Origin of the sequence: Caballeronia mineralivorans PML1(12) (assembly GCF_001028175.1) — a bacterium.
Classification (GTDB): Bacteria; Pseudomonadota; Gammaproteobacteria; order Burkholderiales; family Burkholderiaceae; genus Caballeronia; species Caballeronia mineralivorans.
Genome location: NZ_AEJF01000230.1, coordinates 42,717 through 67,999 on the forward strand (window position 1 = coordinate 42,717; position 25,283 = coordinate 67,999).

The window sequence follows — 25,283 nt, forward strand, 5'->3', positions numbered from 1 at the left end:
GTGTTGGTTGCGGTCTTCGCACCGATACTAGCGCCATACGCTCCGGGCATGCAGGTGATCACCGATGCCATGCAAGGACCGAGCGTCGCACATTGGCTTGGCACCGACTATTTGGGACGCGATCTCTTGAGCCGTCTCATCTGGGCGGCTCGCGTCTCTCTGGCGGCAATGACCATCGTACTGGTCTCGGCTTTGGCAATCGGCATTCTGGTTGGATCTATCGCCGGTTACGTGGGTGGCAAGATGGACCTCGTCCTGATCAGTGTCATCGACATCATGCTCAGCTTGCCAAGCTTGATCATTGCGTTAGCGCTGATTGGCATCGTTGGGCCCGGTTACTGGTCGATGATCGCGGCACTCACACTCGCTTGGTGGGCGAACTACGCACGGATGAGTCGCGCAGTCGTGGCAAGCGAAGTCCATCAACCGCACATCGAAGCCTGCGGGGTCATTGGCGCCAGTCATTGGTGGGTTTTCACGCGACATATTCTGCCGGCTGTACTGGGCGTAGTGCTCGTCTACGCGAGCGCCGATGCAGGTGCTCTGGTCCTGTCCATCGCTACCCTTAGCTTCCTCGGGCTCGGCGTTACTCCGCCGACGCCGGAGTGGGGCCAGATGTTGGTCGATGGCATGAACTACCTCGAAGACTCGCCGAGCATGGTTCTGCTGCCGGGTCTTGCGTTAACGCTCGTTGTGGTCAGTTTCAATGTGCTCGGTGAGGCGATCGCGTTGCAGAAGTTGCCGCGAGCGATAAAGGGCCGCGCCTTGTCAAGACGCATACGAGCCAGAGCGGATGAAGAAAAGACGATTAAGCGGGGTGCCCAATAATGCAAGTGACGACTCAAGAGCCACGCTCCCAGCCGATCTACGCGGTTGATCGACTGATCGTCGACCTGTATACGGACAAGAGAACGATCCGCGCCGTAGATGACTGTTCATTTTCAATTAAGCCCGGCGAAACACTGGCGATCGTTGGGGAGAGCGGAAGCGGTAAGACCGTGATGACGCTCGGTCCGTTGGGACTGCTCCCTGAAGGGATCGCGGTTCATTTTCGCGGTAAGGCGCTCACGGCCCGGGGTGATCTCCTTGCTGTGAGTGGGCGACATCGGTCGGCGGTTAGAGGCAACGACTTTGGGGTGGTTTTCCAGGATCCATTGAGTGCACTCAACCCGATGCGGCGCATCGGCCCGCAATTGGCTGAGCAAGCCCGGCGCTTCGCCGGCCTCTCTGCTGTCGCGGCAAAGACAGACGCCATATCTAACCTGCGGCGGGTTGGTATCGCGGATCCGGAGGACAGGTACTGGCGTTATCCGCATGAGTTCTCGGGCGGCATGCGCCAGCGCGCCATGATCGCATTGGCGCTGGCATCCCGACCGAAGATACTCCTCGCTGACGAACCAACGACCGCTCTGGATGCGACAGTCCAGGCTCAGATCCTCGCGCTGCTCAAGCAGATCCAGGCGGAGGATGGTCTGGCAATCGTTCTTATCACCCACGATATAGGTGTAGTGGCAGGCATGGCGGATCGAGTTGCCGTCATGTATGCGGGGCGCATCGTCGAAGAAGGAGCGGTCGCAGATGTACTGAAAACGCCCACCCACCCCTATACGCAGGGGCTGCTTTCCTCTGTCCCCGACCTGGATACGCCGATCGGCGAGCGCCTGACCGAAATCCCCGGAGCACCGCCCGATCTTTCGAGCCTAAAAGCAGGATGTCGGTTCGTGCCACGTTGCTTTGCTGCCACCCCTTCATGCGCTCTGGCTCGTCCGCCTTTGGCGCCCCTATCATCGGTTACGTCGACGACGCCTACACACAGGGTTGCTTGTTTCGTGATGCAGTCAAAATGCCAGGAGCCGATCTGATGAATGCCTCAGCGGCTATTACGGTGAAGCAGCTTCAAGTGCACTTCGCGAGTTCTCGGGGCGCCCCGGTGCGTGCAGTGGACGGCGTCGATATGGAAATACAGCAGGGTGAGCTTCACGGCATCGTGGGCGAATCTGGCTGCGGCAAAACTTCTCTCGCGCGCACGATTGCTGGGCTTCAGCGGCCAACAGGCGGCAGCGTGACGTTTGATGGCCGGGAGCTCGATGACTGGCGCCGGGAGCGTCTTGCTTTCAGCCGGCACGTCCAGTTCATTTTCCAGGATCCGTTAGCATCGCTAAGCCGGCGACAAACGATCTCGCAATCTCTTGAAGAGCCCCTGAAAATTCATGGTTTGGGATCTGCCTCTCAGCGCCGCGAACGAATCCTGGAATTGCTTCAACTCGTGAGTTTGCCAGAGACCTGCCTTGATCGGCTGCCTCGCGCGTTGTCGGGCGGTCAGCGCCAGCGCGTGGCAATCGCCCGCGCGTTGGCGCTCGATCCTCGTATCCTCATCTGCGACGAGCCATTGAGCGCGCTCGACGTTTCGATTCGGGCGCAGATTCTCAACCTCTTCGCAGATTTGCAGAAGAAGCTGAATCTTTCAATCGTGTTGATTGCGCATGATCTGGCGATCATTCGCCTGGTCTGTACGCGAGTGAGCGTGATGTATCTGGGCAAAATCGTTGAGACTGGCCCCACATCCGAACTGTTTGCGCGACCGCGCCATCCCTATACGCGGGCCCTGCTGGAGGCAGCCCCGTCGATCGACCCCGAGATTGAACGTTCGTGCCATGTGCAATTACTTTCGGGTGATCCGCCGAGCCCCAGTTCGCCGCCGTCAGGCTGCCGATTCCATACTCGCTGCCCCTTTTCAGCGCCGGTCTGCGAAATCGAAGAGCCAATACTGAGACTGGTGGATGAACGTACCAAGGTGGCTTGTCACGTAGCTTGATAGCTGGCGTTGGTCAAAGTAGCAGATCGTTCGGAAGTTTCGCGATGATCCAGAGTATCCTGGCGAAGCGTTGTCCCGCCGGACATGCGTTACGCAGCGGCCAGCGTCAAATCAAGTAAAGATGTTGAGGGCTAACGCGGCATTGAAGCGGTTTCGAGCGGAGCACAGCCAGCACTGGGTTGTACCACTTACCTTTAGGGGATGTGGACCACCGCGCGCGGATAGTGGCGTGTTGTTGGGGGCATCGAGCGTCACTTCAACACTTTCGAGAAGAACGCCCGCGTTCGATCGGCGACTGGGTTGTCAATCATCATTCGCGCGTTCCCCTTTTCCACGATACGCCCGCGATCCATGAACACAAGCGTATCCGCGACCTCACGCGCAAAGCCCATTTCGTGTGTGACGACCACCATCGTCTGCCCGTCTCGAGCAAGCGTACGCATGACTTCAAGCACTTCGCCAACGAGTTCCGGATCGAGTGCCGAGGTAGGTTCGTCGAAGAGCAGGAGCTTCGGGCGCATCGCAAGCGCCCGCGCGATCGCGACGCGCTGCTTCTGCCCGCCTGACAACTCTCGCGGGTACGCTCGTTCCTTACCCTCGAGCCCGACACGGGCGAGCAGCGCTCGTGCATGCTGTTCGGCTGAAATGCGGTTTTCCCTGCGTACTTGTATCGGCGCTTCGACAATATTTTCCAGTACCGACATGTGTGGAAACAGATTGAAGTGCTGAAAAACCATCGCAGTATCCGCGCGAGAGCGACCCGCTTCGCGCTCACTCAGTTCGTGCAGTCGCCCCTTGTGCATGCGGTAGCCGACGAGTTGCCCATTTACATGGATCCGCCCTCTGTCTATCTTTTCGAGATAATTGATGCATCGGATCAGCGTGCTCTTGCCTGCTCCGGACGGGCCCACAAGGCAGCAGACTTCTGCGGGGAATACGCTCAGGTTGACGTCGCAAAGCACTTCCTGGGCGCCGTAATTCTTGTGGACGGCGGCAAGCTGAACCATCGGTACAGTCAAGGTTTCCATACTTCTCTCAACGTGAAGAATTGCGCGGCAGCGGTCCGATATTGCGTCTGACGCGCGCGATGAGGACGCTTACGCCGTCGGTCGGCGCGGCGGTGTGGCCACGTCGCAGTCGATTCTCCAATGCAATCTGACATGCGGACAACAGAGTGGATGCCAACAGGTACCAGGCGCTTGCGACTATCAACAGCGGTATCGTCTCGAAGGTGCGGCCGTAAATACCCTGTACGGAGTAAAGGAGGTCGGAAATAGCGAGCGTGCTGACCAGCGACGTCGCCTTCAGCATGCCGACGACCTCGTTGCCGGTCGGCGGAACGATGACGCGCATCGCCTGGGGAAGAATGACGCGGCGTACTGTGCGCGCGGGCGTCAATCCAAGTGAGTAGGCTGCTTCGCGCTGCCCCGGATCGACGGACATCAACCCGCTGCGAACGATCTCCGCCATGTATGCGCCCTCGTTGAGACCCAGGCCAAGCAGTGCGGCTACGATAGGCGTAATCAGCACATTGGTGGACAGGGTGAGGAAGGGTGCAAAAAATGGGAAGCCAATATCGATGCGCGGATACAACGCTGCCAAGTTGTACCAGAAGATCAGTTGCACAAGGACGGGGGTGCCACGGAACAGCCAGATATAGGTGGCGGCACACGCTGATACGACGGGATTTGCGGATTGCCGCATGAGTGCCGCGACCACACCGAGTACGATGCCGATTGCCATCGACGCGGCCGTAAGCGCCAGCGTCCAGCCGAATCCGGTCAGAACAGTCCTGACAGTCAGGTACTTCCAAACAACATCCCACCGGTAACCCGGATTGGTTGCTAGCGAATGGGCGAGCGCTGCCAGCATTAACATGCTGACAACCGCCGCAGCCCAGCGACCCGGGTGTCGCGCCCGCACGATTGGGGATTCCTCGGCGGCCGCGTCCTGAAGCGCCGGTGTCTGTAAGGTCTTGGTCGGCACGGGCATGTTAGTCTCGTGCAAGGACTTCATTGGCAACTGCGTTCCACGTATCGAGTGCGATGCCAATCTCCTTTGCGGACACCGTTAGCGCGGGGATCATGCGAACAATGTTTCCGTATGGACCGCATGTCAGCATGATCAGCCCGCGTTTCAGGGCGGCTGCTACCACGGCCTTCGCGGTATCGGTGTCCGGTGAGCCGTCTTCCCGAGTGAGTTCGCACGCCTGCATCAGTCCAATGCCGCGCACTTCGCCGATACCCGGGTAGCGCGCCGCGATACGTTCCAGCCCGTCGCGCAGCATCTGTCCCATCTCACGCGCATTCTCGATCAGACTCTCGCTCTCGATCACGTCGAGCGTCGCAATGGCAGCGGCGCATGCGACGGCGTTCGCCGAAAAAGTGCCGCCTTGTGAACCTGGCAGCGCACCACTCATCAAGTCCTTGCTTGCCGCGATACCCGAGAGCGGAAAGCCGCTCGCGATGCCCTTTGCGAACACGACAATATCTGGATGCACGTCGAAGTGCTCATGCGACCAGAAGCGCCCCGTGCGACCGATGCCGGCTTGCACCTCGTCGACAATCAGGACGATGCCATGCTCGTCCGCGCGCTTGCGCAAGGCGCGAAAGAAGACTGCGGAAGCTGGCTGGTAGCCGGCTTCCCCCTGCACTGGCTCAATGAGGATTGCTGCAGTGTCGCTTGGGAAGGTGAGCGTGGCGAAGACGTGATCGAGTTCGCGTATGCAGAACCGGTTAGTGCTCTCAAGGTCCCAGCCGTAACGAAACGGAGAGGGGAACGGCGCCACGACAACACCTGGCGGCAACGCGCCCGAACCGGCCGACCGATAGCGCGCACCCGATGTTGTGAGCGCTGCCGCGCCAAGGGTCCGGCCGTGGAACGAGCCCTGGAAGACGACTATATTTTGTCGGCCCGTGGCATTGCGGGCGAGCCGTACAGAGGCTTCTACTGCCTCGGCGCCTGAGTTGGCGAAGAAGAAGGTATCGAGGCCAGCCGGCATGAATGACTGCAGGCGCTCCATCAGCGCAAGCAACTGATCGTGTTTCACGATGCCGTACTGTCCATGGATCAGGCGGCCAACTTGACGCTGCGCCGCCGCCACGACTTTGGGATGGCAATGGCCCGTGGAGGTCACGCCGATTCCCGCCGTAAAGTCGAGATAAGCGCGACCCGTCTGGTCGAAAAGGTAGCTCCCGCTGCCGCGCTCGACGACTAGTGGCGTGGCCTGCATGAGTACTGGTGAAAGATGTGCCATGTACGAGACTCCTGATGCTTGTTCGTGCGTTACGCACGGTGCGGAGGATCAATCATCGACGGGACGGCTTTGCAATTGCCATAGGTAAGGGCTCAGCCTGGGCTCGCCTGGTTCTTCATCGGCGCGGCGAGGGCGCCGTCTTCAATGCCCCATTTCTTCAGGATCTGCATATAGACACCCGAGTCAATTACGACTTTCATGGCGGCCATGAAGGGCGCAAAGAGTGGCGAGTCCTTCGGAATGGCAATGCCGTAGTAGGGGCGATCGTTGTACACCGTGAACCCGACGTTCTTGATTCCAAGCGACGGGTTCTTTGCCGAGTAGCCGTTCGTCGCGGAGTCACCGGAGACTGACTGGATACGGCCTGAAGTCAGCGCGAGAATCGCCGCGCTCTGCGTTGGATAGGCACTGACCGTGATGGCGGGCTTGCCCATATCCGTGCACCGCTTGCTCGTATCGTTCGCCTGCGTCTCCGACGAAGTGCCTTTGAGTGCACCGACCGCGGTCCCGCACAGGTCTGCAATCTGCTTGGGCTCCGCCGCGCCGGCCTTGATCAGGAACGATGTGCCGCCTTGGTAGTAGTCGACAAAATCGACGGTCTTCTCGCGTGCCACATAGTCGCCCATCGACGAGATGCCGACGTCGAACCGGCCCGCCTGGATACCGGGAATGATGGCGGAGAAATCGGTGTTGATGTTTTTGATCGGCACACCCATTACCTTGCCGAGCGCCATCGAGATATCAATGTCTGCGCCGATCAGTTGACCCTGCTCATCCAGAAAATCGAATGGGGGATAGTCCGACTCGGTAGCCGCGTTGATCACGCCCGCGTCCTTATATTTCTGCGGAACGGATGCGTAGATCGAGGCGCTCTTCGTAAGTGCTTCGATGCCTGTTGGCGCGGCCGCTTGCGTGGCGAGGCTCGCGACACCGAGTGCGAATAGCGTAGTAGATAAGCGAACGACGTGTAACAGGCTGCTACTGCGGAAAGTGGTCATCCTGGTCCTCGATAAGTGGGCGCGCTTGCTCGGAAATGAGTCGATCGGAGTTACAGCATCTTTGGCGGATCTTCTGACGCAGCTTTTGGGTGTGCCATATGGTGGAACGCCGTTCCAAATAACTGACCTAAAATTATCACGGGGAAAATCAGAGAACAATGGGGAATAAATAAAATCCGGGTCAAAGCTCTTTTCGGCGCTTACAGAGGGTTGTTCGAAGAGAAGATTGCCAGTCTGTCCACTGCATTCATCAATGAGATAACGTTCGCATAACTGATCGTTTTCGTATGCACAAAGCGATGTTTGATCGGAAGGTGCCAGGCGCGGTTTTGATTCAACTAAAAGACGATTGGTTGTCCGCACCTGCGTAGGGATTGCAGCGTAAAAATGAGCGTGATACCGTAGGCAAGAATTTCGGCACACCGTTCCACCATATGGCACAGATTATTGCTGTGCAATTGGGTCTGTATCGAAACGTGCCCTCCGGGCGCAAATTGTTGCCGGGCCGCTTTCGCGAAGACATGTGTCCGAAGCGGCGCACGTGCTTGAGGAGGGGGCCGTTAGCGACGCTGGCGATCCTTTGTCTTCCGCTCGAATACGTGATTATCTGAACAAGCCCCCGATTGACAGAACATCATTTCCAACATAACGGACCACGATGAGGTAAGGATGGATAGTTTCAATCCAATGGAAATACGTGTAAGGACTGGTCATTTCATCGGGGGAGCGTATGTAGATGAGGGGCAACGACGCATCGAGGTCGCGCGACCATCCGACAACGTAGCGTATTCGTCCGTGCCGGTTGCTGATGCTGCGATGGTTGATCGCGCGGTCGAGAACGCGCGGGCGGCGTTTCGAACAAGCGGTTGGCCAAGCATGGCGCCACGGGAACGCGCACGCATACTCAGGCGCTTCGCGGACTTGATCGAGTCCGATGCAAGGACGCTGGCGCCGCTCGAGGCCATTGGTTCGACACGACCGGTACGGGACGTGTTCGTCGGCGACGTGCCCTTCACTGCTGAGGGAATTCGATTCTATGCGGAGTTCGCTGACAAGGCGGGCGGCGAAGTCGCCGCCACGAATCACGATCACCTCGGCTTGACCATAGCGGAACCTTACGGCGTGGTCGCTGCGATCACCCCATGGAATTTTCCGCTCGTCATGGCGTCGTGGAAAATTGGCCCCGCGCTCGCCGCGGGCAACGCGGTCGTGCTGAAGCCATCCGAGATGACACCATTCTCCGCCTTGAGGCTTGCGGAACTAGCGATTGCGGCGGGCGTTCCGCCTGGCATCTTCAACGTCATCCAGGGCGATGGCAGCACGACCGGCGACGCGCTCGTTCGTCATCACGGTGTCGGCAAGGTCACCTTCACAGGCTCAACGAGTACGGGTGCGGCGATCATGGCAGCCTGCGCGGAGTCCGGCGTCAAGCCGGTTACGCTTGAGCTAGGCGGCAAGAGTCCGCAAGTGGTGTTCGCGGATGCATCGGGTCTCGACGAGGCCGCGCGTCGCGTGGCGACTGCGATCAGCAGTAACGCGGGGCAGGTATGCGTCGCGGGATCGCGGTTGCTGGTGGAGCGTTCGATCGCTGAGCGTTTCGTCGATCGTATCGAACGGCTCTTCTCCGAGCTACGGGCAGGCCCGACGTGGCGCAGCGGGACGACACTTCCGCCGATCATTTCTGAGCGCCAGGCGCAACGTATAGAGTCCATCGTTGCGCGATCAGTGGCGGAGGGCGGAGCCGTCGTCCGATGCGGTGCCGCGCGTGCCGATGTCGATCTGCCGGGCGCTTACTACTTGCCGACAATTCTCGATGTTGCGTCCGAGCAATGTTGTGCGGTAAGAGAGGAAATTTTCGGACCGGTGCTTACCGTGCAGACATTCGATTCTGAGGAGGAAGCGTTCCAACTCGCCGGTCATCCCGACTATGGGCTGGCCGCTGGCGTGCATACGGCGGACCTTGGGCGCGCATTGCGTTTTGCCCGCCGGATCGAAGCAGGCACGGTGTGGGTGAACCGCTACGGCCGCAGCGCAGACTTCATCATTCCGACTGGAGGCTACAAAGGCTCAGGTATCGGAAAGGATCTCGGGCGTGACGCCTTCGAAGCGAATCTTCGTCACAAAAGCGTGCTGATCGACATCTCCAAATGAATGTCGCGCCGCAGATCCAGTCGAGGAGGGCCTCGCTCGAAATATTACAATCGTTGCGAACATCCAGGCATCAAAGCAGCAAGTCGTTCGGAAGCTTCGCGATGATCCAGAGGAGCTTAGTGGTCCGATCTGTTGGGTTTCGTAGGTCGTGTGGAAGAATGCCGTCGAAGAGGAAACTGTCGCCAACGCTCAGGGTGGTGGTCTTTTTCCCGACGGTCATCACGACTTCTCCTTCAAGCACATAACCGCCTTTCTCAGACGGATAACTCGACGAGCCGGACTGGTAGTGCGGAGGCAGTTCGATCGTCATGAATTCGAAGACGCGAGAACTGCCGTGGTGCAGAAGCTCCTTGTGCGGGGCATCGGGGCCGAGATGAAGCTGCGGGCGGTCAGCGACGCGGCAAACGAACTCCGCCTCGCCGGAATTGCTCGCCGGAGGGTGATCGTCGTCGAAGAAAAAGCTGCTGGGCAAGCCCAGCGCGGTTCGGACTTTAGACAGGGTCCTAAGCGAGGGACTGTTGATGCCACGTTCGACCTGACTTAGGATACCAACCGAGATGCCCGCGCGAGTCGCCAGTTCTTTGAGGCTCAGGCCGCGCGATTCGCGATGAAACCGCAGCTTTTCCCCGAAAGTCCGATGCTGCGGTGAAGCAGGAGGCATGGAGCCGTCCGTCGCCTCGGGCGCAGGCGTTTTCGCTTTTGACGTACCGCTGTCTCTCTTCACGCGGCCAACGGTCTCGGATTTGGCGCTCGGCTGCTCGATGCTGTCGGCCGTACCGGGCGCGCGAGCTTCGCTGTGGGTCTTCGTCGACGCGGATTCGCGCAGTCGCTGCTTGGTTATGCTCATGCTACGTAGTTCCGAAAGTTGATTGTCTGATTCTGGCATAACCTTCGACGATATCAGTCGGACGGCGCATTCGATTCGCAAGCATCTCGCGGTTGCGGCAAGCCGAGGTGGCCGAGGCACACATACTTTGTTTCGACAAACGGATCGAAGCCTTCGATGCCGCCTTCACGTCCGAGCCCCGATGCCTTGCCGCCGCCGAACGGTATAGGGGCACCGGTGAACGTTGCCGTGTTGACGGCCACCATGCCGAATGCGAGGCGATGCACGAGCTGCATGATCGTTGCCATGTCGCGACCGCACACATATGCTGCGAGGCCATATTCGGTGTCGTTCGCGAGGCCGATGACTTCCTCCAGCGAGTCGAAAGTCGCGACTGCCGACACGGGCGCGAAATTCTCCTCGCGATAGACGCGCATGTCCGCGGTGACATCCGCAAGAATGGTCGGCTGCATGAAGTTTCCGCCCAGGCGATGCGTTTCGCCGCCGAGCAGCAGGCGCGCACCCTTGATCGTTGCGTCGCGGATGCGCTCAAACGACTCGTCGACAAGCGCCGACTGCGTGAGCGGCCCGACTTGCGTTGACGGATCGAGACCCGCGCCGACCAACAGCTTCGCAGCCTTACGCACGTACAACGCGAGAAAATTTTCATAGACCGGCCGCTCGACGAAGATCCGGTTCGCCGCAATACAGTTCTGTCCCGACACGGCGAACTTGATGGCGATGGCGATATCGGTCGCACGTTCGAGATCGGCATCCGACATCACGATCATCGGTGCATTGCCGCCCAGTTCGAGGGCGATTTTTCGGATGCCCGCCGCGGCCGCCGCCTGCTGCACCAGTTTGCCCACGCGCGTCGATCCGGTGAAGCTCACGCACCGTACGCGCTGATCGGAGATCAACGTCTGCATCGTCGCGTCCGGCTCGCCGAAGACGACATTGAACACGCCCTTAGGGATCCCCGCCTGATGCGCGAGATGTGCAAGCGCCAAGGCCGAGAACGGTGTTTCATGAGCCGGCTTGACGACCGCGGTACAGCCCACCGCGAGCGCGGGCGCGACCTTTCTCGCGATCATTGCGCTCGGCGCGTTCCACGGCGTGAACAAGACCGCGACACCGGCCGGCTCGATCATCGTCGAGAGCTGCGCGTCGGGTATGTGCGAGGGAATTGTGCGACCGTTCAGGCGCTTCGCCTGCTCGGCGAACCACGTCACGAAGCTCGCGCCATAGTCGATCTCGTCGAGAGACTCTGCTAGCGGCTTGCCCTGTTCGAGCGACATGATCGTCGCGAGATCGACGCGGTGATCGAGCATCGCCTGCGCCCATGCGTGAAGCAAGTCGCTGCGCCGGTTCACCGGTGTCCAGCGCCAGCGTTCGAAGGCCCCATGCGCCGCCGCGATGGCATGCGTCACATGCTCGGGCTCTAGGAAATCAACATAGCCAATGATGCTGCCGTCGGCGGGGTTCTCGACTGCGCGCGAACGCAGGCCGGGCAAGGTAACCCACTCTCCGTTTACATAACAGGACGAGTGCCACAGGCTAGGTTCGTTCAGCACTATCGATGCCGGTGGGCGATTGAATTGCGTGCGGCCTTCGATGTTGCTCATGGCCGGTCCCGTCTCTTCTCCAGATCGTCGCGGACCTGATAGTAAGTGCCGAGCAGAGGCATGAACCACGGCTTGCCCCGATATAACGGATTCGACGGCAGAGGCCGGCCAAAGGCGCTCGTTTCGACGGCCTGGCCGTCGATGATCAAATGAGCCGTCTTGTAGCCGAGGTAGGTCATCATCGTGACACCGCTGCCGTTGCAGCCAAGTGCGTAATATATTCCTTCGGTCATATTCAAGTGCGGCAGGAAGTCGAAGGTGAGGCCGACGAATCCGCCCCAGCTATACGCCACCTTGATGTCGCGCAATTGCGGAAAGCGTGCGACGAGCTGAGCATGCAGAACCGACGCCGACTCGCGCCGGTCCATCTTGAAGAAGCGTGCACGGCCGCCAAACAGCATGCGCTTGCCGTCGGGTGACATGCGGTAGTAGTTGGAGACCCGCTTGGTCTCGGCAACCACGCGATCGTTCGGAATGAGGCTGTTGCGCAAGTCGTCCGGTAACTCCTCGGTCGCGATCTGGTGTGACGTGACAGGAATCACGCGGCGTTGCAGGTCCGGCATGAATGCGCCGGTGTATCCGTTCGTGGCTATCACAACGCGCTTCGCTTTCACCGGACCACGCGCGGTGTCAAGACGGAAGCCTCCGTCTTGCCTGACAATGTGTTTCACGCCTGCGTGGGAACAGACAGTCACGCCGAGAGAGCGTGCCGCCTTGAGCAGACCGGCGAAGAAGAGCGACGGATGAACCTGTCCGGCATGCTTCAGCAAAACACCGCCAGCATAGATGGAAGAATCGAGTTCGCTACGCATCTCGTCGGGCGACATGAGGTGGCCATCTGCGCCCGTGTAGTGATTGAGCTTCTCCAGCTTGATCTTCCATGCGTCGAGGTGCTCGTGCGTCCAGGCGGCGACGATCCTCCCGCTGCGCCGGTAGAGGCAGTCGATCTGGTGCTCTTGAACGAGCCTCTCAAAGATCCGGTAGCCCTCGGCGGCCTCCTGAAGCAACGCGACCTCGCGTCCCGACGCAGCCGCCGAGTCGAGACTGCGTCCCGTGGGCTTCTTGCCGATGTTGGCGCCGCCGGATGTCTGTCCTCCGCTGACGGTGCTTGCGCCGCTGCCCGGCACATCCGCTTCGAGCACAACGACGTCCAGGCCCGCCTTGCGCAGTTCCAGCGCGCAAGTGAGGCCCGCATAGCCTGCGCCGACGATGGCTACGTCGACTTCTTTCGGGACCTCGGCGAGCGAGGCGTCGTGCGGGTGCCAGTCGTTCCACCAGTAGGGCTTCTCGCTGAAGTCGGATGAAAAGATGTTCGCGGTAACCGGCACGCTGACCTCTCGAAAGATCGGAGACGGAAATGTCTCTTGATTCAATATTTTGAACCTTCGAAATTAATCGGGTCAAGCCGTGTTTACTTTTTTATCCATTAATATAGGCACAATCTCATAATTTTGAATCGATGCTTGACAGTGGGTTTTCAGTTTGTTTCAATAAATTGAACGAAATCGTGAGTTTTTGAACCCGCTCCGTAACGTCGTTTCCAAGGTGCCCAAGTGTATCGGCGCCGCTTCTTCGTCTCGCCCGTCCTGGCTCGAATCTGTACTGTCGTAACAGCGTATCGCCGGCACCGCCGGTTGCCGTCTCTCCATTCAATGTGCAAGTTGAGGAGTTCCTTATGCCGTCGCTTGTCGCTCGTTCTCTCAAATCCTTCAATCTCCGCAAGTGGCATCGAACGGCGCTCGCGGGCGTAGTCCTGTCGTTAGGGATCGCGGGCCACAACGCGGTCTTTGCAGCACAGACGCTGACCGCTGGTTCGCCCCCCACTAGTGCCCCCATGACGTTCCTCGACGTGAAGACCAAGACGCTTCAAGGCGTCATGCCGGATCTGATTCGAGAGATCGGCAAGCGCCAAGGTTTCGATGTCCAGTTCGATGCAATCCCGTTCGCGGCGCTGATCCAGTCGGCGGTGTCGGGAAAGATCGACATCATCGTGTCGGCCATGACACCTACGCCTAAGCGCGCTGAAGTCGTGGATTTTGCCGACATTGTTTATTCATTCGGAGAAGGTCTGGTCGTGGCTGATAGCGACAAGAGCGACTACAAGAGCGCGCAGGACCTGAAGGGCGAGACGGTCGGCGCCCCGGCGGGCACGACCTACGGCGACAAGCTGAAGGCACTGGGCATCTTCAAGGAAGTAAAGTATTACGACACCACGTCGGACATGCTTCATGACCTCGCGAACGGCCGCATCAAGGGCGCGTTTCAGGACTACCCGTTGCTGAAAGCGCTCGCGGCGAAGGGTGGTATGCCGGGCGTCCACGTCGACGAGGCCTATAAGCCGCTCGACACCGCCGGCGTCGCCATCGCGGTTCAGAAAGGCAACAGGGTATTGCTCGACAAGATTAACGCCGGGATTTCCCAGATGAAGGCCGATGGTTCTCTTGCAGCGATTTTGAACAAATGGGGTTTGCACTGAACGTGTCGGGCGTCTGCACGCGCAACCGGTCTTCAACTGCATAACGCGAACGGGGAAGCATGGTCTGGAACAACATCGTCGAGTACACGCCAATCCTGCTCGATGGAGCGGTCATCACGGTCATGATCACGGTGGGCGCGCTTATCATCAGTACGCCGCTGGGCTTCGTCTGGGCCATGCTGAAGCGCTCGCGGTACAGGCCGGTCTCCCTGATCGCGTCGTCCGTCATCAACGTGGTCCGCGGACTACCGATGATCGTGCTGCTTTTCTATATCTATTTCGTGTTTCCTGATGTCGGTATTCGCCTGACCTCGCTGCAGGCGAGCATCATTGGTCTAGGGTTCGGTTACTCCACATACGTGGCCGAAGTGTTCAGGTCCGGGATCGAAGCGGTTGATCCGGGGCAGATGGAAGCGGCGCAGTCGATCGGCATGGGACGGATCAAGGCGATGATCCGTGTGGTCTTGCCCCAGGCGTTTCGCGTGGCGTTGCCGCCCTACAGCAGTACGCTCGTGATGATGCTCAAGGATTCGGCAATCGCGTCCACTATCGCGGTGGCCGAGATGACGCGGCAGGGTCAACTGATCGCGGCGTCGACGTTCCAGAACACGACGGTCTACACCATGGTCGCTGTGTTCTATCTGGCGATGAGCCTGCCGATGATGCGCATCACCAAAATCCTCGAGCGCCGTTTCGGCAAGCACGAGATGACCTGAACGGAGCTGTCACGCATGATTGAGATCACCGATGTGTACAAGAGCTTCGGCGCGAATCCCGTCCTTCAGGGTGTGTCGGCCCGCGTCGCGGCCGGTGAGGTGGTCTGCCTGATCGGACCGTCCGGGTCTGGCAAGTCGACCCTGCTGCGCTGCATTAACGGGCTGGAGACCCATGACGAGGGCAGTATCGACGTGCTAGGTAGCCGCGTTGATTCGCGGGGCAAGAACGCCAACGCATTGCGCAAGCAGGTCGGCATGGTGTTTCAGCGCTTCAACCTGTTTCCGCATCGCACTGCGCTTGAAAACGTGATGGAAGGTCCGGTTCACGTCAACGGCCGGCCGAAGGCGGAAGCCAAGCGCCTAGCTGAAGAACTGCTCGGTAAAGTCGGCCTTGGGACCAAGCTGCATGCGTACCCAAGACAGTTGTCCGGTGGGCAGCAGCAACGTGTGGCCATAGCGCGCTCGCTTGCGATGTCGCCGAAAATCATGCTGTTCGACGAACCGACTTCGGCGTTGGATCCCGAACTTGTGGGAGAGGTCCTGAGCGTCATGCGGTCGCTTGCAAATGACGGCATGACGATGGTGATCGTCACGCACGAGATGCAGTTTGCGAAGCAGGTGGCCGATCGCGTCTGGTTTCTTCATGGCGGCAAGATTGTGGAGGAGGGTTCAGCGTGCCAAGTTCTGGGCGCGCCGAAAGAGCCTCGCACACGTGACTTCCTGCGCCGGGTGATCGGCGAAGATGCTGAACTGACTTCATCTATTGAACGCCACTCGATCTCATGAAAATCCGTTTCCCGACAACTGGCGCAAAGCGCGCGCTGCTGATCATCGACGTCCAGACCGCTACGTTGAGCAGCGGTGGCGCGCATGAAGTGCTCGATACATTGCGTCGCTACATTGATCGATCAACTTATGATGCGTACATCATCGCGGTTTTTTCTGCGCCGGAGAACTCCATGTTCGTGCGGCAGATGCGATGGTCGTTGTCGGCCGAAGCAGCCGGTCCGGCCGATGCCCGTATCGAACAGGCGGTCGCTGCACGAGGTAAGCCGGTGCTCCACATCACGAAGACGGTGCGGTCGATCTTCAAGGGCACACAAGGCGAAGACGTGGCAGGTTTTCTCGCAGAAAACGCCATCGACGAGGTGCATCTCGCCGGCTTCGACATCAACGACTGCGTGCTCGCGACCGCTTACGACGCGCTGGATCAAGACTTTTTCACGTACGCGATCGAAGAATGTTGCGGACGTACCGACTCGAACGCACTTGTCATTGACGCGGCGCTGACGGTTTTGCGCAAGCAGTCGATGACTAATCAGAGCACCCGTCACGAATGGATTGACGTCGATGTCTAGTGACCGCCATGAAAACCGGCAGCGCTGTAACAACTCATTCACCGAACGCAACCCATGAAACATCTCGTCGTAGTTGGAGCCGGTGTCGTTGGCTTATCGGTATCGCGTGCGGCCGTGAAGGAAGGCTATCGCGTCACCTTGATCGAACAGGGACCTATCCCGAATCCTCATTCCGCGTCGTACGATCAGCACCGTATGATCCGCTATCAGTATGGCGCGGCGGAAGGCTACACACGCATGGTCGGTGATGCATTCGGCGCGTGGGACCGGCTGTGGGCAGACCTTGGCGTGAAGTTGTTCCACGACAGCGGTGCGTTGGCGATCTCGCTGTCACCTGATGACTCTACGACAAAAAGTCTCAAAACATTTCAGAAGCTCGGAATCTCGCATCAAGTGCTCGACCGTGACGGCGTGGAGCAGGTCTGCCCACAGTTGACGTTGCCTGACGGCGCCTGGGGACTACTGGCCGCTACCGGCGGTCCGCTCTACGCCGGCCGTATCGTGGAAGCGCTTGCCCAATGGCTCGTGGGGAAAACGATCGACATGCGAACGGACAGCAAAGTCGTCAAGGTTGACCGGGCCAGTGCGTCGGTGATACTCGAAGATGGTTCGTCGATTCTGGGTGATCATCTGGTGATCGCCGCCGGCGCGTGGCTCGGGGACCTCTCGTTGGATGCTTCAGATGTGCCGTCTTATCGTCAGGCGCTATGTTATGTCGAGCCACCGGAGGCGTATGCGGACGCATGGCTCCATGGGCCATGCATCAGCGACCTCGGCCCGGGTGGCAACTACGCGCTTCCGCCGACCGACGGAAATGGTCTGAAGTTCGGCTCGGGAAGCTATCGGCGCCTGGGCAAACCCAGCGATGGCTTTCAGTCCGATCTCGCGCTGGAGGGTGCTCAGATACTTGCTAATTTTGCCCCCTTCCTGCGGCAGGCCGATCACTACCGTCCAGTCCGGATACAGGTTGGTTATTACGTCAGAGACGTGAGCCGCCGGTTCCGTATCGAGCAGCACGGCCGAACAACTTTGGTGACGAATTGCGACGGACAGATGTTCAAGTTTGGACCGCTCGTTGGGGAGCGGGTGCTTGGCTGCCTGGAAGGACGACAAGCCTCGTCCGATCTCAGCCGCTGGGCAGCGGGCTACTGATTGGTCGGTTTTGCCCTACGCGGGGTCGTCAGCTACGCTGACCGGGATAGCAAATCCGACCTTTACCCGGTCCATGATGACCATCGTTTTGAAACCCTTGATGTCCGGGTTTTCATAGAAAAAGCGGCGGGTGAATTTCTCGTAGTCCTCCATGTCTTTCGCGGTAACGACCAACGCGAAATCCGACTCTCCCGTTACGTAGTACCCGTTCATCACTTCAGGCGTTGAACGTATCGATTCCTTGAAGCGGTCGACGATATCCGCGCGCTCTCGCTCAAGCGACACCAGCACGAACATCGAGATGTGACGCCCGACCGCTTTCGGGTCGATGACGCAAACATCCGCCTTGATCACACCTTCCGCACGAAGTCTCTTCAATCGACGTTGTACGGCTGTCGAAGACAGATTCACCTCCGCGGCAAGCTCATCCGATGTGAGGCGGTTGTTCGCTTGCACGGCGTTAAGAATGCGCGCGTCAATTTGGTCAATGTTCGCCATTATTGCCAACGCAGGTTAACTGCGCATTTCTGTTAAATACACCTGAATACCGCGCTAGGAGGAATTTTGTCGCAGCTTTTCACTTTATTGCCCGGCTAATCTAACTCATGTGAATTCTGTCGACTACCCCAATTTCTTCATTTGTGAAGCGCTAGCGTGCTTGGTCCTTCCTGAACGTCCTGAAGCGGTTGCGCTATTAGGCCGTTCTCCGCACGGACTCTCTCGTAGCGGATCGCGCCACGGTGTCGATGACTACATGAAACTCAAACACGCCTGCCTCGGCAATCTGGCCGGGTAGACCATCGGAGAATTAGAAATGACGTTCAGTAGCAGCATAGCCGAGCTGGACCGCGCGAGTGTCTTGCATCCTTTTACAAACCTGAAGGACTTTGCCAACGGTACGTTGGGCGACCCGACCATCATCGAAACCGCCCAAGGGGTAAAGATCAAGGACTCGACCGGACGGGAGTACATCGACGGATTCGGTGGCTTATATTGCGTCAACGTGGGCTATGGGCGCACCGAAGTCGCGGACGCCATTACGCGGCAAGCAAACAAGCTTGCCTACTACCACAGTTACGCCGCGCACACGACGGAGGAGTTGGCGAGGCTATCGAGCCGGCTGGTGAAGATGGCACCAGGAAACATGAGTAAGGTGTTTTATGGACTTTCCGGATCAGATGCCAACGAGACTCAGGCTAAGCTGGTTTGGTACTACAACAATTTGTTAGGCCGGCCGAGGAAGAAAAAAATCATTTCCCGAGAGCGTGGTTATCACGGCTGCACGGTGGTATCCGGGTCCATGACGGGAATGAGCTTTTATCATGACCACATGGACTTGCCGCTCCCTGGAATCCTGCATACCGGTGTGCCGCACCATTACTGGGGGGCAGTGCCCGACGAAACCGAGGAAGCCTTTTCCTTGCGGCGCGCACAGGAACTCGAAACACTGATCCTCGCGGAAGACCCGGATACCGTAGCTGCTTTCATCGCCGAGCCCGTGTTGGGTACCGGTGGTATTACACCGCCGCCGAAGGGTTACTGGCCCGCAATTCAAGCGGTACTGCGCAAATACGACATCCTGCTCATTGCCGACGAGGTGATTTGCGGATTCGGCCGTATCGGAACGCCCTTTGGCTGCGACATGTACGGGATCGTGCCTGATCTCGTTACCGTCGCGAAGGGATTGACCTCGGCGTACTTCCCCCTGTCGGCCTCGATCGTCAGCGAAAAAATCTATGCGGTGATGGAGGATGGCGCAGAACGGGTAGGTGCGTTCTCCCACGGCTACACGTACTCAGGTCATCCGATTGGTGCTGCAACCGCTAATGCAGTTCTCGACATTGTCGAGCGGGAGAACCTCGTCGAAAAAGCCGCCTCGACAGGCGCCTATCTTCAGGCACGCATGCACGAGCGCTTCGCTCACCTCCCGATCGTTGGAGAGGTACGTGGCGTGGGCATGCTCGCGGCCATCGAGTTCGTAGCCGATCGCGACAAAAAGCTGCGGTTTGATCCTGCTATGAAAGTCGGCGCACGGATATCCAAGGCCGCCCGGGACCGGCAACTGATCGCGCGAGCGATGCCTCATGGAGACATCCTCGGCTTTGCGCCGCCGCTGATCATGACCGAGAGCGAGGTCGACGAAATGATGGAGATCACGGCAGCAGCGATCAAACAGGTGACTGACGAACTGGTCCGCGACGGCTTACGGTTCTAAACCCATCGCGGCCTACCGTCCTTTCTCGGAGTGCCTTCATGTCAGACGAGATTTTCGCTTCAGACGCTGTCGCTGGATCGATTCTTAAACGGGTCGCACATTATCCCGGCGTTGGACACAGTCCAGAAAGCTCCGGTCCTATCGGGCAGGCCCCGCTGGACAGTCCAATGCTTGACTGCTCGATCTCGAGTAAGAAAGCGTCGGGCGTAGGGCGTGCCATGGCCGCCGTCGCTGTCCGTGGGCTGAGGAAGAGCTACGGGAACGTTCCTGTCCTGAAGGGCATCGACCTGACGGCAAATCAGGGAGACGTCATCTCGATCATCGGGGCGTCAGGATCAGGCAAAAGTACGGCGTTGCGCTGTATCAATCTGCTTGAGACGCCTGATGCCGGCGAGATCGAGATCTGCGGCGAGGTGATCAGGATGCGATCGGGAAGCCACGGGCAAAATGGGCCTGCGGACCGGCACCAGATCGAGCGCATTCGCCGAACCGCGGGGATGGTGTTTCAGAGCTTCGACCTGTGGTCGCATCTCACTGTGCTGCAAAACGTGATCGAAGCCCCAATTCACGTGCTTCAAAAGCCACGGAAGGAGGCGATCGACCACGCGTTGCACCTGCTGGAAAAAGTCGGACTTTCCGACAAGCTGAACCACTATCCCAGCCGGCTTTCAGGCGGCCAGCAACAACGGGCCGCGATTGCCCGCACGCTTGCCATGCAACCGAAAGTCATGCTCTTCGATGAACCGACGTCCGCGCTCGATCCGGAACTCGTCGGCGAGGTACTGCGCGTCATCCGAGGGCTGGTCGAGGAGGGCCGCACGATGCTGCTCGTCACGCACGAAATGCGCTTTGCCCGGGAGGTATCGGACAAGATCGTGTTCCTGCATCAGGGACGAGTCGAGGAAGAGGGATCCCCGGACCGGTTGTTCGACCGGCCAGAGTCGGACCAGACAAGGAAATTCCTGCGGCAACATTTCTGATTAGCCGCAAGGTCAATGCCTCATCGCGGGCAATCAGCTTTTCGTTTGATGCAACCAAAGGCGACCAATAGTGGCCGCCCGAACAATTTGGAGAATGGAAATGTCGAAAGGAAAACTCTTAAGTTGTCTGCTGGGCCTGTTGTTCGCCGCCATTTCCACCTCCGGTATGGCCGCACAAGGGACCCTGACTGTCGGAACCGAGGGCGACGCCCCTCCGTACAGCATGGCTGACGCGACCGGCAACGTCACGGGCTTTGACGCGGATGTCGCGCGGGCGATTTGTGCAAAGCTCGATGTCACCTGCAAATTTGTCGTCCAGGCTTTCGATACATTGATTCCGGCACTCGATGCGAAGCGGTTCGACATCATCATCTCCGGTCTGGGGATCACCGAGGAGCGAAAAAAGAAGATCGGCTACTCGATCCCCTACGCCTCGGCACCGCAATATTTCATCGTGCCCAAGGGATCGGCCCTCGCGAAGTTCACTTCACTGCCTCCGCTCCTCGCTGCGCTGAAGGGGAAATCCATTGGCGTCGTAACAGGCACGACCTACTCACGATTTATCGCGAAGAACATTCCCGATGCAACGATCAAGAGCTACGATTCTTTGACCCAGATGGAGAGCGACTTGAGCGCAAGGCGCTTCGATACCGCGTTCGACGACGGTTCTTCCTGGACCGATTACCTGAAAAAGCCGGAAGGGACGAATTTCGAACAGGTTCCTGTCAAGGTTATAGCCACTGATGACCCGTCCACGCTAGGTCACGGAATGGGCGTCGGTATCCGCAAGGACAATCAAGACCTGACGAAGAAAATTGACGTCGCGCTCTGCGACATCATTAAGAGCGGTCGAATGAAAGCGATGAGCGAGAAGTGGTTCAACGACGATTTCTCGCTGACGTGCAAGTAACCTAACTTGGGAGCCATCATGGGCATTGCTCTTTCACGCTTGCTATGGGAAGACGGATGGGGCTTGTCCATTCTGCGCGGGAGCGCGGTCACCGTGGTGGTCGGTGTGCTCGGAATGGGTCTTGGGATGATGCTTGGACTATTGCTGGCCGCGGTGAAGTGGGCCCGAGTTCCTGTCGCGTCGCAAGTGGTGGACGTGTATACGGTAATCGTAAGGAGCGTGCCGGGGCTGCTAGTGGTGTACCTGATCTTCTTCGGATCAGTCGAATTCGTGGCGAGAGTCGGTACCTTCTTCGGCTACGCCGACGAGTTTCAAAGTGCTTACTCGTTCATCGTCGGGGTGGTCTCGGTGGGAGCAATTGCGGCCGCCTACGCGGCCGAGGTTTTCCGCGGTGCGCTCGACGCGATTCATCCGGGGCAGATCGAGGCAGCCCGAGCTGTCGGAATGCAAACGCGCAAACTCTACACACGCATCATTGGGCCCCAGATGTTCCGCTACGCATTACCCGGCATCAGCAACGTCTGGCAGGCGACGATCAAGGATACATCGCTTGTCTCGGTGACAGGATTGGCAGAGCTCATACGCGTCGCCTACATCGGCGCAGGCACAACCCGGCAACCACTGATCTTCTTTGTCATCGCGGCAGTGGTGTTCTTCGTGATCACCCTATTTAGCCAAACGGCCTTCGGTCTGGTCGAGCGCAACCTGAATCGCGGCGTGAGGGCAGTTTAACCATGGACGTCGAACTCATTCAGCGTGCCATTCCCGTGCTCCTCAAGGGACTCGCAACGACGCTAGAAATAGGCCTCGTGGCAATCGTCATCGGTTTTCCATTGGGCCTTGGCTTCGCACTCGCCAGACTGTCGTCGAACCGCACCCTCGCCGCATTCGCCGTCCTCTATAGCATGGTGTTTCGAGGCACCCCACTGCTAGTGCAGATTTTCATCATCTATTTTGGACTGGGACAGTTGCAGTTGCTCAGGGACCAAACAGCCCTATGGTGGTTCTTCAGCGATGGCTTTAACTGCGCGACGCTCGCCATTACGCTGAATACGGCAGCCTATACGTCGGAAATTCTCAGAGGTGGCCTGATGGGAATTCCTGCCGGAGAGATAGAGGCTGCACGTGCATGCGGGATGTCGAACTGGTTATGCTTCCGGCGCATCAGATTTCCGATCGCGTTTCGCCTAGCGCTCCCGGCGTATACGAACGAGATCACTGTCATTGTCAAGGAGTCAAGTCTCGCATCGACCGTCACGGTTCTCGAGATTACCGGCTTGGCTAAACGCTTGATGAGCGAGACGTTCGCAGTTATTGAAGTCTTCACGTTGGCCGGATTGCTCTATCTGATCGTCAACTTCGCGGTCTTGCTCGTGATGAGATCGTGGCTCGAACCGAAGCTGTCTATGCATCGGACTACGAGTAGAGCGGTATTTTGGTTTCGGCCCCATCGTCGACGAGTGTGAAGACCAGGGTGCGGCGCGCAACGTGTGTCGCAACGTCGTCGCGTAATCGCTCGAAACATGAGAAGTGGTTGACTGAATACATCCTTGGAGTGCATTCCTTATGGGCCATGTTGTCGTTGTGGGGGCTGGAATCGTGGGCCTTTCTGTGTGTCGTGCTGCATTACTGAATGGACACGCGGTCACTCTTCTTGAGCAAGGCACTATCTCCAACCCGAGCGCGGCGTCCTACGATCAGCATCGAATGATCCGCTACCAATACGGCGACGCAGAGGGCTATACCCGGATGGTGGGCGACGCATTCGATGCGTGGGATCGTCTGTGGGACGATCTTGGCGTCCGGCATTTCTCCAACACCGGAACGATGGGTATTTCTCTGGCGGCCGAAGACTACACCGCCCGCAGCCTATCGACGTTTCGCAAGCTAGGCATCCAGCACGAAGTGCTCGATCGGGAAGCCGTTGAACGGACATGTCCTCAATTAAACTTGCCCGAAGGGAGTTGGGGACTTCTTGCGCCTGCAGGAGGTGCGCTTTTTGCCAGTCGCATCGTCGACGACTTGGCCCGCTGGGTCACGGCCAGGGGCATCGAAAATCGAGTTCATAGCAAAGCGATGCGGGTTGATCCAGCGCGTGGCGAAGTCGTACTGGAGGATGGGGCGATCGTGTCGGGCGATCTCGTGGTCGTTGCCGCTGGTGCCTGGCTTCCCGAACTCTTACCCGACTATGCCGGGATACCGACCTTCCGGCAGGCTGTCTGCTACGTGGAGCCACCGGAAGAATACCTCGATGCCTGGTGCAACGGCCCCTGCCTCACGGATCTCGGCCCCGGCGACAACTACGCAATCTCCCCCACGCAAGGAACGGGATTGAAATTTGGCTCTGGCAATCACAGGAAGCGCGGGCGACCCAGTGATGGATTCCGAGCCCAGCCATCCGAAGGTCATGAGGTCATCCGTCACTTTTCCCCGTTTCTTAGGCAGGCCGATCAATACAAGCCGGTTCGCATGCAGGTTGGTTACTACGTGATGGACGCGAGTGGGCGCTTCCGCGTGGAAGCACAGGGACGCACCGTGGTGGTCACGAACTGTGACGGACAGATGTTCAAGTTCGGTCCACTCATCGGAGCACGCGTCATCGAGAGCTTCGACGGCAAGCAATCCGCAGCAGATTTGAACCGCTGGGCCGCAGGGTATTGATCGGATTGATCTGAGTCTCGCGAGTATGCAAATGCCTGCGCAGCCAAAAATTAGCGAAGCAAGAACAACGACATGACCATTCTCTACAAGGCCGACCCGGAACGCGGTCTCATCTGGCAAGCGATCTTCGCCGAGCACGCTCCCGACTTGCCGTTTCTCATTTGGCCGGATATCGGAGACGCAACAGCAGTCCGCTATCTGGTCGCATGGCAGCCTCCCGACAACTTTCTTGAGCTCCTTCCAAACTTGCAGGTCGTTTTTTCGGTGGGCGCGGGAGTTGATCAGTTCGATCTGCGGTTACTGCCATCCCACATTCCACTCGTCCGGATGATCGAACCGAGCCTTGCCGAAGGCATCGTTGAATACGTAGTGTTGTCAATCCTTGCAACTCACCGTAATTTGATTAACTACATCGGCGACCAACGGCGTAAACAGTGGAAGTCCATCCGGCTCGTGCCTGCTTCGCGACGGCGGATTGGCGTGATGGGCCTTGGCGTACTGGGTCGATCGGCTCTCGATCGTCTGAAAACCTTTGGTTTTCCCTTGATGGGATGGAGTCGTTCGCAGCAGGTCATCGAAGGCGTCGTTTGCTTCTCTGGTTCGGAACAGTTTCGCGACTTCCTCTCCGCCTGCGACATCCTCGTTTGCCTATTGCCCCTCACGTCGGAAACGCGGGGCATCCTTAATCGGCACACTTTTGGCGCGATGCCAAGAGGTGCCGCGTTGATCAACGTCGGGCGGGGCGCCCATCTGGTTGAAAGCGATCTTCTTGACGCACTCGAATGCGGACAGATATCAAGCGCCATCCTTGACGTCCTTTCAACGGAGCCGCTACCCGAAAACCACGCGTTCTGGGAGCATCCGGGAATTCTCATAACACCACATATCGCAGGTATGACCCAGCCAGAAACAGCTGCTCACGTATTGCTCGACAATATTCGGTGCTACCAGACTGGAGAACCGATTGAGGGCATGGTGGACGCCAACCAAGGATATTAAACAAAGCGACGTAAATATTGGCAGCAATATATGATCGCGTGGGTACTCTTATGGAGAGGCAACCATGCGCAAGCTCGAAATTGCAGACCCTCTTATGCTGCATTTTTTAAGACGCTATGTTTAGTCGCGCTTTTACACCGCCGGC

The 25,283-nt window shown here is 58.5% G+C and carries 24 protein-coding genes; 16 read left to right on the forward strand and 8 right to left on the reverse strand.

Going from position 1 to position 25,283, the window contains the following annotated elements:
* Positions 1 to 48: 48 nt before the first annotated feature.
* The 3 genes from EOS_RS37875 to EOS_RS37885 are packed head-to-tail and all read left to right on the forward strand — an operon-like array spanning position 49 to position 2,815.
* The gene (locus EOS_RS37875; protein WP_235443093.1) at positions 49 to 828 is read left to right on the forward strand and encodes an ABC transporter permease; all 780 of its coding nucleotides are present in this window, start codon (positions 49 to 51) and stop codon (positions 826 to 828) included.
* The gene (locus EOS_RS37880; RefSeq protein ID WP_047897352.1) at positions 828 to 1,862 is read left to right on the forward strand and encodes an ABC transporter ATP-binding protein; all 1,035 of its coding nucleotides are present in this window, start codon (positions 828 to 830) and stop codon (positions 1,860 to 1,862) included. Before EOS_RS37875 ends, EOS_RS37880 begins: the two co-directional genes overlap by 1 nt.
* Positions 1,862 to 2,815 (forward strand): ABC transporter ATP-binding protein, encoded by a 954-nt coding sequence (locus tag EOS_RS37885; RefSeq protein ID WP_047897353.1) that lies wholly within the window; start codon positions 1,862 to 1,864, stop codon positions 2,813 to 2,815. The genes EOS_RS37880 and EOS_RS37885 overlap by 1 nt, the downstream gene beginning before the upstream one ends.
* A 251-nt stretch (positions 2,816 to 3,066) precedes the next feature.
* On the opposite strand, the gene EOS_RS37890 is transcribed toward EOS_RS37885, so the two are convergent.
* From EOS_RS37890 to EOS_RS37905, 4 genes are all read right to left on the reverse strand, one after another.
* Positions 3,067 to 3,843: an amino acid ABC transporter ATP-binding protein gene (locus EOS_RS37890; RefSeq protein ID WP_326972972.1), complete on the reverse strand. Its 777-nt coding sequence runs from the start codon at positions 3,841 to 3,843 to the stop codon at positions 3,067 to 3,069.
* Between the two features lie 7 nt (positions 3,844 to 3,850).
* On the reverse strand, positions 3,851 to 4,807 hold the full coding sequence (locus EOS_RS37895) for an amino acid ABC transporter permease (protein WP_047897354.1): 957 nt from the start codon (positions 4,805 to 4,807) through the stop codon (positions 3,851 to 3,853).
* 1 nt (position 4,808) lies between these two features.
* Positions 4,809 to 6,071, reverse strand: a complete 1,263-nt coding sequence (locus EOS_RS37900; RefSeq protein ID WP_047897355.1) for an aspartate aminotransferase family protein — start codon at positions 6,069 to 6,071, stop codon at positions 4,809 to 4,811.
* 92 nt (positions 6,072 to 6,163) lie between these two features.
* Positions 6,164 to 7,069 carry an ABC transporter substrate-binding protein gene (locus tag EOS_RS37905; RefSeq protein ID WP_053064183.1) on the reverse strand — a complete coding sequence of 302 codons (906 nt, stop codon included), beginning with the start codon at positions 7,067 to 7,069 and terminating at the stop codon, positions 6,164 to 6,166.
* A gap of 669 nt (positions 7,070 to 7,738) precedes the next feature.
* On the opposite strand from EOS_RS37905, the gene EOS_RS37910 reads away from it, so the two are divergent.
* Positions 7,739 to 9,220, forward strand: a complete 1,482-nt coding sequence (locus EOS_RS37910; protein ID WP_047897356.1) for an aldehyde dehydrogenase family protein — start codon at positions 7,739 to 7,741, stop codon at positions 9,218 to 9,220.
* Between the two features lie 70 nt (positions 9,221 to 9,290).
* Here EOS_RS37910 and EOS_RS37915 read toward each other — a convergent pair whose 3' ends face one another.
* The 3 genes from EOS_RS37915 to EOS_RS37925 are packed head-to-tail and all read right to left on the reverse strand — an operon-like array spanning position 9,291 to position 12,999.
* Positions 9,291 to 10,148 carry a cupin domain-containing protein gene (locus EOS_RS37915; protein ID WP_152693255.1) on the reverse strand — a complete coding sequence of 286 codons (858 nt, stop codon included), beginning with the start codon at positions 10,146 to 10,148 and terminating at the stop codon, positions 9,291 to 9,293.
* Complete coding sequence (locus EOS_RS37920; protein ID WP_047897439.1) at positions 10,121 to 11,623, reverse strand: NAD-dependent succinate-semialdehyde dehydrogenase; 1,503 nt, start codon at positions 11,621 to 11,623, stop codon at positions 10,121 to 10,123. Before EOS_RS37920 ends, EOS_RS37915 begins: the two co-directional genes overlap by 28 nt.
* 44 nt (positions 11,624 to 11,667) lie before the next feature.
* The gene (locus EOS_RS37925) at positions 11,668 to 12,999 is read right to left on the reverse strand and encodes an NAD(P)/FAD-dependent oxidoreductase (protein ID WP_047897357.1); all 1,332 of its coding nucleotides are present in this window, start codon (positions 12,997 to 12,999) and stop codon (positions 11,668 to 11,670) included.
* A gap of 347 nt (positions 13,000 to 13,346) precedes the next feature.
* Here EOS_RS37925 and EOS_RS37930 point away from each other — a divergent pair, with 347 nt between their 5' ends.
* From EOS_RS37930 to EOS_RS37950, 5 genes are read left to right on the forward strand one after another with little or no spacing between them, the layout of a single operon-like run.
* Complete coding sequence (locus EOS_RS37930) at positions 13,347 to 14,147, forward strand: substrate-binding periplasmic protein (RefSeq protein WP_047897358.1); 801 nt, start codon at positions 13,347 to 13,349, stop codon at positions 14,145 to 14,147.
* Positions 14,148 to 14,206: 59 nt separating this feature from the next.
* Positions 14,207 to 14,863: an amino acid ABC transporter permease gene (locus EOS_RS37935; protein ID WP_047897359.1), complete on the forward strand. Its 657-nt coding sequence runs from the start codon at positions 14,207 to 14,209 to the stop codon at positions 14,861 to 14,863.
* A 15-nt stretch (positions 14,864 to 14,878) separates the two neighbouring features.
* Entirely contained in the window at positions 14,879 to 15,649 is a 771-nt protein-coding gene (locus tag EOS_RS37940) for an amino acid ABC transporter ATP-binding protein (protein ID WP_047897360.1), read from the forward strand.
* Positions 15,646 to 16,221 carry a cysteine hydrolase family protein gene (locus EOS_RS37945; RefSeq protein WP_047897361.1) on the forward strand — a complete coding sequence of 192 codons (576 nt, stop codon included), beginning with the start codon at positions 15,646 to 15,648 and terminating at the stop codon, positions 16,219 to 16,221. Before EOS_RS37940 ends, EOS_RS37945 begins: the two co-directional genes overlap by 4 nt.
* Positions 16,222 to 16,275: 54 nt before the next feature.
* A complete protein-coding gene (locus EOS_RS37950; RefSeq protein ID WP_047897362.1) occupies positions 16,276 to 17,373 on the forward strand; it encodes an FAD-dependent oxidoreductase in 1,098 nt (365 codons plus the stop codon).
* A gap of 15 nt (positions 17,374 to 17,388) precedes the next feature.
* Here EOS_RS37950 and EOS_RS37955 read toward each other — a convergent pair whose 3' ends face one another.
* Positions 17,389 to 17,871 carry an Lrp/AsnC family transcriptional regulator gene (locus EOS_RS37955; protein WP_047897363.1) on the reverse strand — a complete coding sequence of 161 codons (483 nt, stop codon included), beginning with the start codon at positions 17,869 to 17,871 and terminating at the stop codon, positions 17,389 to 17,391.
* 316 nt (positions 17,872 to 18,187) lie between these two features.
* Here EOS_RS37955 and EOS_RS37960 point away from each other — a divergent pair, with 316 nt between their 5' ends.
* From EOS_RS37960 to EOS_RS37990, 7 genes are all read left to right on the forward strand, one after another.
* Positions 18,188 to 19,588, forward strand: coding sequence for an aminotransferase (locus EOS_RS37960; RefSeq protein ID WP_047897364.1), 1,401 nt, complete (start codon positions 18,188 to 18,190; stop codon positions 19,586 to 19,588).
* A 167-nt stretch (positions 19,589 to 19,755) separates the two neighbouring features.
* Positions 19,756 to 20,568 carry an ABC transporter ATP-binding protein gene (locus EOS_RS37965; protein ID WP_087882052.1) on the forward strand — a complete coding sequence of 271 codons (813 nt, stop codon included), beginning with the start codon at positions 19,756 to 19,758 and terminating at the stop codon, positions 20,566 to 20,568.
* Positions 20,569 to 20,668: 100 nt separating this feature from the next.
* Positions 20,669 to 21,478: a transporter substrate-binding domain-containing protein gene (locus EOS_RS37970; protein WP_082163672.1), complete on the forward strand. Its 810-nt coding sequence runs from the start codon at positions 20,669 to 20,671 to the stop codon at positions 21,476 to 21,478.
* A gap of 18 nt (positions 21,479 to 21,496) precedes the next feature.
* Complete coding sequence (locus EOS_RS37975) at positions 21,497 to 22,210, forward strand: ABC transporter permease subunit (protein ID WP_047897366.1); 714 nt, start codon at positions 21,497 to 21,499, stop codon at positions 22,208 to 22,210.
* A gap of 2 nt (positions 22,211 to 22,212) precedes the next feature.
* Positions 22,213 to 22,944, forward strand: a complete 732-nt coding sequence (locus EOS_RS37980) for an ABC transporter permease (RefSeq protein ID WP_047897367.1) — start codon at positions 22,213 to 22,215, stop codon at positions 22,942 to 22,944.
* A 100-nt stretch (positions 22,945 to 23,044) separates the two neighbouring features.
* Positions 23,045 to 24,139, forward strand: coding sequence for an NAD(P)/FAD-dependent oxidoreductase (locus tag EOS_RS37985; RefSeq protein ID WP_047897368.1), 1,095 nt, complete (start codon positions 23,045 to 23,047; stop codon positions 24,137 to 24,139).
* Between the two features lie 72 nt (positions 24,140 to 24,211).
* On the forward strand, positions 24,212 to 25,138 hold the full coding sequence (locus EOS_RS37990; RefSeq protein ID WP_047897369.1) for a 2-hydroxyacid dehydrogenase: 927 nt from the start codon (positions 24,212 to 24,214) through the stop codon (positions 25,136 to 25,138).
* The last annotated feature ends 145 nt before the right edge of the window (positions 25,139 to 25,283 follow it).

What these genes read in the sequence shown, in the direction of transcription:
- EOS_RS37875 (WP_235443093.1), top strand. Translation starts at nt 49, where the DNA reads ATGCAGGTGATCACCGATGCCATGCAAGGACCGAGCGTCGCACATTGG.
- EOS_RS37880 (WP_047897352.1), top strand. Translation starts at nt 828, where the DNA reads ATGCAAGTGACGACTCAAGAGCCACGCTCCCAGCCGATCTACGCGGTT.
- EOS_RS37885 (WP_047897353.1), top strand. Translation starts at nt 1,862, where the DNA reads ATGAATGCCTCAGCGGCTATTACGGTGAAGCAGCTTCAAGTGCACTTC.
- EOS_RS37890 (WP_326972972.1), bottom strand. Translation starts at nt 3,843, where the DNA reads ATGGAAACCTTGACTGTACCGATGGTTCAGCTTGCCGCCGTCCACAAG.
- EOS_RS37895 (WP_047897354.1), bottom strand. Translation starts at nt 4,807, where the DNA reads ATGCCCGTGCCGACCAAGACCTTACAGACACCGGCGCTTCAGGACGCG.
- EOS_RS37900 (WP_047897355.1), bottom strand. Translation starts at nt 6,071, where the DNA reads ATGGCACATCTTTCACCAGTACTCATGCAGGCCACGCCACTAGTCGTC.
- EOS_RS37905 (WP_053064183.1), bottom strand. Translation starts at nt 7,069, where the DNA reads ATGACCACTTTCCGCAGTAGCAGCCTGTTACACGTCGTTCGCTTATCT.
- EOS_RS37910 (WP_047897356.1), top strand. Translation starts at nt 7,739, where the DNA reads ATGGATAGTTTCAATCCAATGGAAATACGTGTAAGGACTGGTCATTTC.
- EOS_RS37930 (WP_047897358.1), top strand. Translation starts at nt 13,347, where the DNA reads ATGCCGTCGCTTGTCGCTCGTTCTCTCAAATCCTTCAATCTCCGCAAG.
- EOS_RS37935 (WP_047897359.1), top strand. Translation starts at nt 14,207, where the DNA reads ATGGTCTGGAACAACATCGTCGAGTACACGCCAATCCTGCTCGATGGA.
- EOS_RS37940 (WP_047897360.1), top strand. Translation starts at nt 14,879, where the DNA reads ATGATTGAGATCACCGATGTGTACAAGAGCTTCGGCGCGAATCCCGTC.
- EOS_RS37945 (WP_047897361.1), top strand. Translation starts at nt 15,646, where the DNA reads ATGAAAATCCGTTTCCCGACAACTGGCGCAAAGCGCGCGCTGCTGATC.
- EOS_RS37950 (WP_047897362.1), top strand. Translation starts at nt 16,276, where the DNA reads ATGAAACATCTCGTCGTAGTTGGAGCCGGTGTCGTTGGCTTATCGGTA.
- EOS_RS37955 (WP_047897363.1), bottom strand. Translation starts at nt 17,871, where the DNA reads ATGGCGAACATTGACCAAATTGACGCGCGCATTCTTAACGCCGTGCAA.
- EOS_RS37960 (WP_047897364.1), top strand. Translation starts at nt 18,188, where the DNA reads ATGACGTTCAGTAGCAGCATAGCCGAGCTGGACCGCGCGAGTGTCTTG.
- EOS_RS37965 (WP_087882052.1), top strand. Translation starts at nt 19,756, where the DNA reads ATGCTTGACTGCTCGATCTCGAGTAAGAAAGCGTCGGGCGTAGGGCGT.
- EOS_RS37970 (WP_082163672.1), top strand. Translation starts at nt 20,669, where the DNA reads ATGTCGAAAGGAAAACTCTTAAGTTGTCTGCTGGGCCTGTTGTTCGCC.
- EOS_RS37975 (WP_047897366.1), top strand. Translation starts at nt 21,497, where the DNA reads ATGGGCATTGCTCTTTCACGCTTGCTATGGGAAGACGGATGGGGCTTG.
- EOS_RS37980 (WP_047897367.1), top strand. Translation starts at nt 22,213, where the DNA reads ATGGACGTCGAACTCATTCAGCGTGCCATTCCCGTGCTCCTCAAGGGA.
- EOS_RS37985 (WP_047897368.1), top strand. Translation starts at nt 23,045, where the DNA reads ATGGGCCATGTTGTCGTTGTGGGGGCTGGAATCGTGGGCCTTTCTGTG.
- EOS_RS37990 (WP_047897369.1), top strand. Translation starts at nt 24,212, where the DNA reads ATGACCATTCTCTACAAGGCCGACCCGGAACGCGGTCTCATCTGGCAA.